Here is a 7,335-nt window from a genome sequence, read left to right as displayed (position 1 = left end):
CGGGCCCGCCGTCCTGGCGCGGGTACGCGAGGAACGCGACCGCTTCGTCGCGGGTGTGCGCGAGGGCGTCGCGCGCATCCCGGAATCGGCCCGCATCGACGGCCGCGCCCGTTTCGACGGCGCCGGCACGCTGATCGTCGACGCGCACACCCGGCTCACATTTCGCGCCGCCATCATCGCCACGGGCTCGCGCCCGGTGGTACCGGGGACCCTGCGCGACCTCGGGGATTGCGTGCTCACCACCGACACCCTGTTCGAGATCGCCGACCTGCCGGCCTCCCTGGCGGTACTCGGCGGCGGACCGGTGGGGCTCGAACTCGCCCAGGCCCTCGCCCGCCTCGGCGTCGCCGTCAGCCTGTTAGACACCGGCACGCACCTCGCCGCCCTGCGCGATGCCGGCCTCGCCGAGCAGGCGGCGCGCCTCTTCGGCGCCGAGATCGCGCTCCATCTCGGGGCAGAAGTCTCGTCGGCCGAACAGGACGGGGAGGGCGTGCGCCTGCACTGGACGGACGCGCGGGGCGAGACCCACACGGGGCATTTCGCGCGCGTCCTTTCCGCCGCCGGGCGCTCTCCGAACCTCGACCGGCTCGGGCTCGACACCACCGGCCTCGCGCTCGGCGACGATGGGGTTCCCGACTTCGACCCGCGGACACTCCTCTGCGCCCATGCGCCGATCTTCATCGCCGGGGACGCCAACGCCGACCGGCCGGTGCTGCACGAGGCCGCCCGCCAGGGCCGCATCGCCGGCGCCAACGCCGCCCGGCTGCTCGCCGCCGGCGAAACCGGCCTCGCCGCGCCGCGCCGTTGGACGGCCCTCGCCATGGTCTTCACCGACCCGCAGGCGGCGAGCGTCGGCGAACCGTACGATCCGGAGGATTCGAGCCTCGTCCTCGGCACGGTGGATTTCGGCGACCAGGGCCGCGCCCGCATCCAGGGCGAGAATGCCGGCGGCCTGCGCCTGCACGCCGACCGCACCGGCCGCCTCCGGGGCGCCGAGATGCTCGGCCCCGCCTGCGAGCACCTCGCCCACCTCCTCTCCTTCGCGATCGAGGACAGGCTGTCGGCGCAAGCCCTCCTCGACCGGCCGTTCTACCATCCGACCATCGAGGAAGGGTTGAAGACGGCGCTTCAGGCGATCGTCACCCAGCTTGCCTCGGGGGAGGGCGGTTGAACCTCAGCCCTCGTTGAAGGGCGTCCTGGGCGGGTGCGCGCGTCTGGGTCCTGGGGTTTGAACCCAATCAGATTGTCGGTTCGAGCGTCAGCGTCCAACCCAACTTATTCGGCGGAAGTGTTGAGGCTGAAGCCCCAGAAGCAGACATCGCCGGGTCACGACGTCCTACGGCTGAAAATCGGGTGGGTTCCCGGGGGCATCTGGTGCGAGCCCGCGCACAATCGTTTCCGCATGTTGCGCGGCGAGTGTCGGTAGGTTCGGGGCATGTGGGCTGGCCGAGCCGAACAGCTCATGGAACAGCATGCCCGTCACCATCGGGCCGACGATGGAAAATGCGTAGGCCGTCGGGTCGCCGGATCGTATCTCGCCGCGCGCCTGCCCGTTGGCGATCAGGCCTGAGAGAAGCGTCAGGATCCGGGACACGACGTTGTCGTGCCAGATGCGTGCGAGGTCCGGAAAGGCGCGGCTCTCGCCGATCACCATGCGGGCCAGGGCCGGAACGCGGCCGTCGCCCATCCCGTCGGCCGCCCGCATCAATAGGACCGGCACGAGCTCGGCGAGGGAACCCCGGAAGGCCTGCGCGGCCTGCTCGATGGCTTGCAGGTTGGTCGCGACGACGTGCTGGACGACCGCCCGGAACAGGTCCTCCTTGGTGTCGAAGTAGCGGTACAACGTCCCCTTCACGACACCGGCGCGGGTCGCGACGTCGGACAGCTTGGCAGCCGCGAACCCGTGCTCGACGAACACGTCCACGGCCGCCTCGATGATCTCCCCCGGACGGGCGTCCTTGCGCCGGTTCCACTTGGGCTTGGTGTCCGTCACGTCCGGTTCCGTCCCGTCGCTCGGCGGCCGTCAGGCCGCCAGGATGATGCCGCGCTCGCTGAAATACTGCGCAAGGGTCGCCGTCGACCCATGCGGGTCGGCCAGGGCGATATAGGTGTCGGGGCGCAGCAGGTAGGCCGCGTCCTGCGCCAGCCCCGCCCGCCCGTGCTCCGGTCGCCAGGCGAAATCGTGCAGCGCGATGCCATGCCGTTCGCACCACGTCCGCAGATCGAACTTGGCGGCGCCGTAGACGTGGACCTGCCATCCGATCGCGGACAACGGGCCGTAGTTGTCGCCGCCGTCGAAGCGCACGAACGGCAGACGGTCGCCCCCGCTGATGGACCCGGCCTTACCGGCGCTGAGCGGGCTGTCCTGGTACTCCAGCATGGTCTGCGAGACGACCCGGAACATGAACTCGCGCACCCGGTCGATGTCGTAGGCGACACGCATGAACAGCGGCGCGATCCGGGTGCGCACGAAGTTGGCGAAACCGCCCTCGGCGGTGGCGAATGTAAATAGCCGGTCGGTGGTGTCCACAAGCTTGCGCGCGAACGCCTGACGCTCCGGCTCATAGCTGTCGAGCAGGCTGTCGGAAGCCTGGCCCTTCACCACCGCCGCCAGCTTCCAGGCGAGGTTGATGGCATCGGCGATGCCGGTGTTCATGCCCTGACCGCCAGCTGGGCTGTGCACGTGCGCGGCGTCGCCGAGGAGGAATACGCGTCCGCTGCGGAAGCGGTCGGTAACTCGGTGGTGGACCCGGTAGGTCGAGAACCAGTTCACTTTGCCAACCGTGAGGCCGAGGTTGTCGAGGGCCTCCCGGCCGACGTCCTCGAAGGTCAGGGACTCGGCGCGATCGGCCCGCTCGTCGCGCACTGTGCCGATCAGGCGGCTCTGGTTGTCGTGGCCGTAGGGCAGGACCATCACGAAGTCGGCGCTGTCGAGCGCGATATGCGCCTCGCCGCCGGGTTCGAGACCGCTCACCTCGACGTCGGCGACGTAGAAGACTTGGCGGTAGGTGCCCCCCTCGAAGCCCGCGCCGATCCCGTGGCGAATGGGTGAGCGCGCCCCGTCGCAGCCGGCGAGGTAGCGGGCCTCGCAGACCTCCTCGCTCCCGTCGGGCCGCTTTAGGCGGGCGGAGACGTGATCCGCGCGATCCTCGAACGAGACGAGCTCGGTCCGGCGCTCGACGCTGACGCCGAGCTTTTCCAGTCGCTCGATCAGGAGGCGTTCGTGCCGGTCCTGCGGGAACACCAGCAGGTAGGGGTACGGCGTGATGTCGGCCCCGGCATCGGCCAACGAGACGCGCGCCTGACGCTCGCCGCGCACCCACATGTTCATGGCCGGGTTCCGGTTGCCGGCCTCGACCACGGGCTCGGTCATGTCGAGCTGACGGTAGAGTTCGAGGGTGCGGGCCTGCACCGCCATGGCGCGGGAGGTCTCGCCGGGACCGGCGCTCTTGTCGACGATGCGGATGCCGACGCCCTGCTTCGTCAGCCAAAGCGCCAGGGCCAAGCCGGTCGGTCCGGCTCCGACAATCAGAACGTCGGTGGTGTGCATGGAAGGCTCCACTCTGCGTGGGTTGTCCGGCAGTAGACCGGCATCCCCTTGAAGCGATCACCTCGGCCATCAGGCAAGGAATTCGGATCGCTCGGTCACGACCCTTCTAATGACTTTCGGGCCATTTCTCAAGAGAAATGACTTTGAGGTCATTAGTTGGCGCCGGACGTCGTGGTCGGCTTCCAGTGGGCGCGCTACGACCGTCAGCATTCTGAGACCTGCCTCTCGGAAGCGGTCCAGGCTCCTCCCCACCCAACTCGGACCTTCACACGCCCAAGCCGATTGAGTTCGAACCCGAGCGGCCAGAATGGCCGGCGGATCAATCCGGGCTCGGTGTCTGCTCTCCGTATCGAAGCGCCGCAGCAGGCGCTCCGCATCTCGGGCGTCTCCGATGGCATGAGCCGCTCTGTTCTACCGGGGGACCGGGCGCGCGTGCCGGCTCCCGAAAAGAGAGGGCAGGCGGTGTGGGCACAATTCCCGTGGTGGCAACGGACTTCCGGATCAGAGACGGAGTTCGACCTGGCCGGTGGTGACCACGACGGCGTCGGGGCGGTGGTTGGTCACGTCGGTCGCGTAGTGGATCGCGTCGTGGCACGTGCGGAACAGGCCCCCACCCAAGCCGTCGACGGCGACGGCGACCCAGAAACCGTGCGGGTCCCGGCCGACGATGAAGCGGGGGGACGCCGGCTGGCGGGCCGCAGAAGGAACGGTGGAGACCGGAAGGGCAAGGGACATGGATCGGCTGGGGTTCCGCGCGATCCATCGTCGGGACCGCGTCATGCATGTGCGCCCGAGGGCGTAAGGGTTCGAGCGGGGGTCCGAGGCATCCGCGTGAGGATTCCATCAGGAATCCGGCGCCCCGCGCGGCTTTCGACTTCCCCGGACCAGTACCCCGGCTTCGTATCGGCGCGGCCAACGGTGCGGGCGAAGCACCACGCCGCCGTCACACCTCTGCGCGTCGGCGGCGCATGCGGTCGAGGGCGCGCGCCAGGGCCGGTTCCAGCGTCGTGAGCTCTTCGAGGTGGGCCGTCGTCAATCGCTGCAGGAGGGCCGCCGCCTGGGGCGTGAGGGTGAGAGCCATGCGGCGGCGGTCCTGGGCTTCCGCCGTCTTCGTCAGCAGCCCTTTCTCGACCATGCGCGAGACGAGTTCCGCCGCCGTCTGTGGCGCGATCAGAAGCTGCTCGGCCACGAAGCCCACCGTCGGCGCCCCGTCATGCCCGGCGATCGCCAGCAGCGCCTGATGCTGCTGCGCGGGAAGGCCGACCTTTCCAGCCGCCGCCTCGCTGAAGGCGAGGAAGCGACGCAATTCCAGCCGGAAGGCGGCGATCGCCGCATAGGATTCCCGGGGGAGGCCAGGTCCTGCATCCGAATCCATGGGCCGGCTCCGTCATAGGCTTTATTATATCGTAGTACGATATATATCCGATGGCACCGCATCGTTTGAAAGGCCATAGCATGCTCACCCCAAACGCGGCCGCACCCGCCCGGCGCCGCGCCCTGGCCGATTTCCGGGCCGACCGCCGGCTTCTTCTGCTCGGCGCCATGGCGATCGTGGTCGGCCTCGCCGGGACCGGTGCCGCCTGGTGCCTCCTCGCGCTCATCGCCCTCGTGACGAACCTCGTTTGGTTCGGGCGGATCGACATCGCGGCGACCTCGCTGGCGCAGGCGACGCCGTCGCTCTGGATGGTCTGCGTGCCCATCGTCGGCGGCCTCGTCATCGGCCTGATGGCGCGCTTCGGCTCCGAGAAGATCCGCGGCCACGGCATCCCCGAGGCGATCGAGGCCATCCTGATCGGGGGCAGCCGGATGTCGCCGAAGGTCGCCGTGCTCAAGCCGATCTCGTCGGCCGTCTCCATCGGCACCGGCGGTCCCTTCGGCGCGGAGGGACCGATCATCATGACGGGGGGCGCCATCGGCTCGCTGTTCGCGCAGTTCTTCCACTTGAGCGCGGCGGAGCGGAAGACGCTGCTGGTCGCGGGCGCGGCGGCGGGCATGACGGCGATCTTCGGGACGCCCATCGCGGCGGTCCTGCTCGCGGTGGAACTGCTCCTGTTCGAGTGGCGTCCGCGCAGCTTCATTCCGGTGACCGTGGCGGCCATCACCGCCACGATGCTGCGGCCGGCCCTGTTCGGCGACGGCCCGCTGTTTCCCTTCGCCGCCGATCCCGTGCTGCCCTGGTGGGGCCTTGCCGCCTGTGCGGGCGTCGGCGTCGTCGCGGGCCTGCTCTCCGGCCTCCTGACGACGCTCCTCTACGCCATCGAGGATGCGTTCGAGCGGCTGCCGATCCACTGGATGTGGTGGCCGGCCCTGGGCGGACTGGCGGTCGGCCTCGGCGGTCTCGTCGAGCCGCGCGCCCTCGGCGTCGGCTACGACATCATCGCCGATCTCCTCGGCGGCCACATGGTGGCCAAGGCGGTCCTGCTGATCCTGGTCGTCAAGGCCGCGATCTGGCTGGTCGCGCTCTCGTCCGGAACCTCGGGGGGCGTCCTGGCACCCCTGCTGATCCTCGGCGGCGCCCTGGGCTGGCTGCTGGGATCGGTCCTGCCGGGCGAACCGGGCTTCTGGGCGCTCCTCGGCATGGCGGCGATGCTGGGCGGCACCATGCGGGCGCCGCTCACGGGCGCGCTGTTCGCCGTCGAACTCACCGGGGACGTGCGGGCCCTGCCCGCCCTGCTGGCGGCGTCGGTCGCGGCCTACGCCGTGACGGTGCTGCTGCTCAAACGCTCCATCCTCACCGAGAAGATCGCCCGGCGCGGCCAGCACGTCACCCGGGAATACGGGATCGACCCGCACGAATTCACCCGCGTCTCCGAGGTGATGGTCACGGCGGTGGATACGCTGACCGCCGATCTGTCGGTCCCCGACGCCGTGGCGGCCCTCGGGGCGGGCCGGCACCACGCCTATCCGGTGCTGGACGCGGCGGGCCGGCCGGTGGGGCTGGTCACCCGCGGCGACGCGCTCCTCTGGCGAACGGAGGGCGGCCACGGGGACGAAACCCTGGGAGAGCGGATCTCGGACGCGGGCTTGGCCGTCCTCCATCCTGACGATGTCACAAGCCATGCCGTCGACGTGATGCTGGCCACGGGCCAGGGCCGCCTGCCGGTCACGGACCCGCGGACCGGCGCGCTGGTGGGTCTGGTGACGCGCAAGGACCTCCTGCAGGTCCGCGCCGCCGTCAACCGCTCCGAGGGCGACCGCCGGGCCTACTTCGCCCGCAACCGGCCGGCGAAGGCACCGGCCGCCTGAATGGGCCTACGGCCGGAGCCGGCAGGCGGTGCCGTGCGCCCTCGCGTTCGAACGGAAGCGGGCGGCGGGACCGCTGAGGTCCCGCCGCCCGTCGAAAGTGAACCGGCTCTCAGAACTTGCGCACGATCGGCGCCGGGGCGGCTATTGCGGGTTCGCCGAAGACGTAACGGAAGCCCACCGAGACGATGTCGGCGCTGCTGTCGGCGAGGCCCGCGAAGACGATGTTCTGGACGTTGTAATCGCGGCCCGGGCCCGTGAGGATGCGGCCCTTGTCCACGAAGAAGTGCGAGTAGGCGAGGTTCAGCGTCAGCTTCTCGCTCCAGCGATAGCTCGCGCCGAGGGAGAGGTTCACGCGGTCGGCGTCGGGCAGGCGCACGGAGCGGTTCGTGAAGTCGATGGGCGAGACCTCGTAGGCGACGCCCGCCCGCACGGTCAGGGACGGCGACCAGTCGTACTCGGCGCCGATCGCGTAGGTGTAGCCGTCGTTGTAGTTCAGGGGCAGCGCGCTTCCGACGTTGCCGGCCACGACCGGAAGGATG

At 70.0% G+C, this 7,335-nt stretch carries 7 protein-coding genes; 2 read left to right on the top strand and 5 right to left on the bottom strand.

Annotated features, from left to right (window positions below; genetic code table 11):
• Positions 1 to 1,171, top strand: a 1,171-nt coding sequence (locus tag JWQ05_RS08380) for an FAD-dependent oxidoreductase (RefSeq protein ID WP_299657477.1), incomplete at its 5' end; no start/stop codon positions are given.
• A gap of 165 nt (positions 1,172 to 1,336) precedes the next feature.
• On the opposite strand, the gene JWQ05_RS08375 is transcribed toward JWQ05_RS08380, so the two are convergent.
• The 4 genes from JWQ05_RS08375 to JWQ05_RS08360 form a co-directional block, all read right to left on the bottom strand.
• Positions 1,337 to 1,993, bottom strand: a complete 657-nt coding sequence (locus JWQ05_RS08375) for a TetR/AcrR family transcriptional regulator (protein ID WP_299657473.1) — start codon at positions 1,991 to 1,993, stop codon at positions 1,337 to 1,339.
• A 30-nt stretch (positions 1,994 to 2,023) separates the two neighbouring features.
• Complete coding sequence (locus tag JWQ05_RS08370) at positions 2,024 to 3,550, bottom strand: FAD-dependent monooxygenase (RefSeq protein ID WP_299657470.1); 1,527 nt, start codon at positions 3,548 to 3,550, stop codon at positions 2,024 to 2,026.
• A gap of 501 nt (positions 3,551 to 4,051) precedes the next feature.
• Positions 4,052 to 4,285: a hypothetical protein gene (locus JWQ05_RS08365; protein WP_299657467.1), complete on the bottom strand. Its 234-nt coding sequence runs from the start codon at positions 4,283 to 4,285 to the stop codon at positions 4,052 to 4,054.
• A gap of 208 nt (positions 4,286 to 4,493) precedes the next feature.
• Positions 4,494 to 4,925, bottom strand: coding sequence for a helix-turn-helix domain-containing protein (locus tag JWQ05_RS08360; RefSeq protein WP_299657464.1), 432 nt, complete (start codon positions 4,923 to 4,925; stop codon positions 4,494 to 4,496).
• An 80-nt stretch (positions 4,926 to 5,005) separates the two neighbouring features.
• Between JWQ05_RS08360 and JWQ05_RS08355 the strand changes: the two genes are divergently transcribed.
• Positions 5,006 to 6,796 (top strand): chloride channel protein, encoded by a 1,791-nt coding sequence (locus tag JWQ05_RS08355; protein WP_299657461.1) that lies wholly within the window; start codon positions 5,006 to 5,008, stop codon positions 6,794 to 6,796.
• Between the two features lie 109 nt (positions 6,797 to 6,905).
• On the opposite strand, the gene JWQ05_RS08350 is transcribed toward JWQ05_RS08355, so the two are convergent.
• The coding region (locus JWQ05_RS08350; RefSeq protein WP_299657458.1) for an outer membrane protein transport protein at positions 6,906 to 7,335 on the bottom strand (430 nt) is incomplete at its 5' end.

The organism is Methylobacterium sp. (assembly GCF_028290105.1).
GTDB lineage: Bacteria > Pseudomonadota > Alphaproteobacteria > Rhizobiales > Beijerinckiaceae > Methylobacterium.
The sequence above is the reverse complement of the archived record's forward strand: the minus strand, read 5'-3'. Positions and strand labels throughout refer to the sequence as shown.

Excerpts from the sequence above, each read along its gene's own strand:
- JWQ05_RS08370 (WP_299657470.1), bottom strand. The coding sequence starts at position 3,550 with ATGCACACCACCGACGTTCTGATTGTCGGAGCCGGACCGACCGGCTTG.
- JWQ05_RS08365 (WP_299657467.1), bottom strand. The coding sequence starts at position 4,285 with ATGTCCCTTGCCCTTCCGGTCTCCACCGTTCCTTCTGCGGCCCGCCAG.
- JWQ05_RS08360 (WP_299657464.1), bottom strand. The coding sequence starts at position 4,925 with ATGGATTCGGATGCAGGACCTGGCCTCCCCCGGGAATCCTATGCGGCG.
- JWQ05_RS08355 (WP_299657461.1), top strand. The coding sequence starts at position 5,006 with ATGCTCACCCCAAACGCGGCCGCACCCGCCCGGCGCCGCGCCCTGGCC.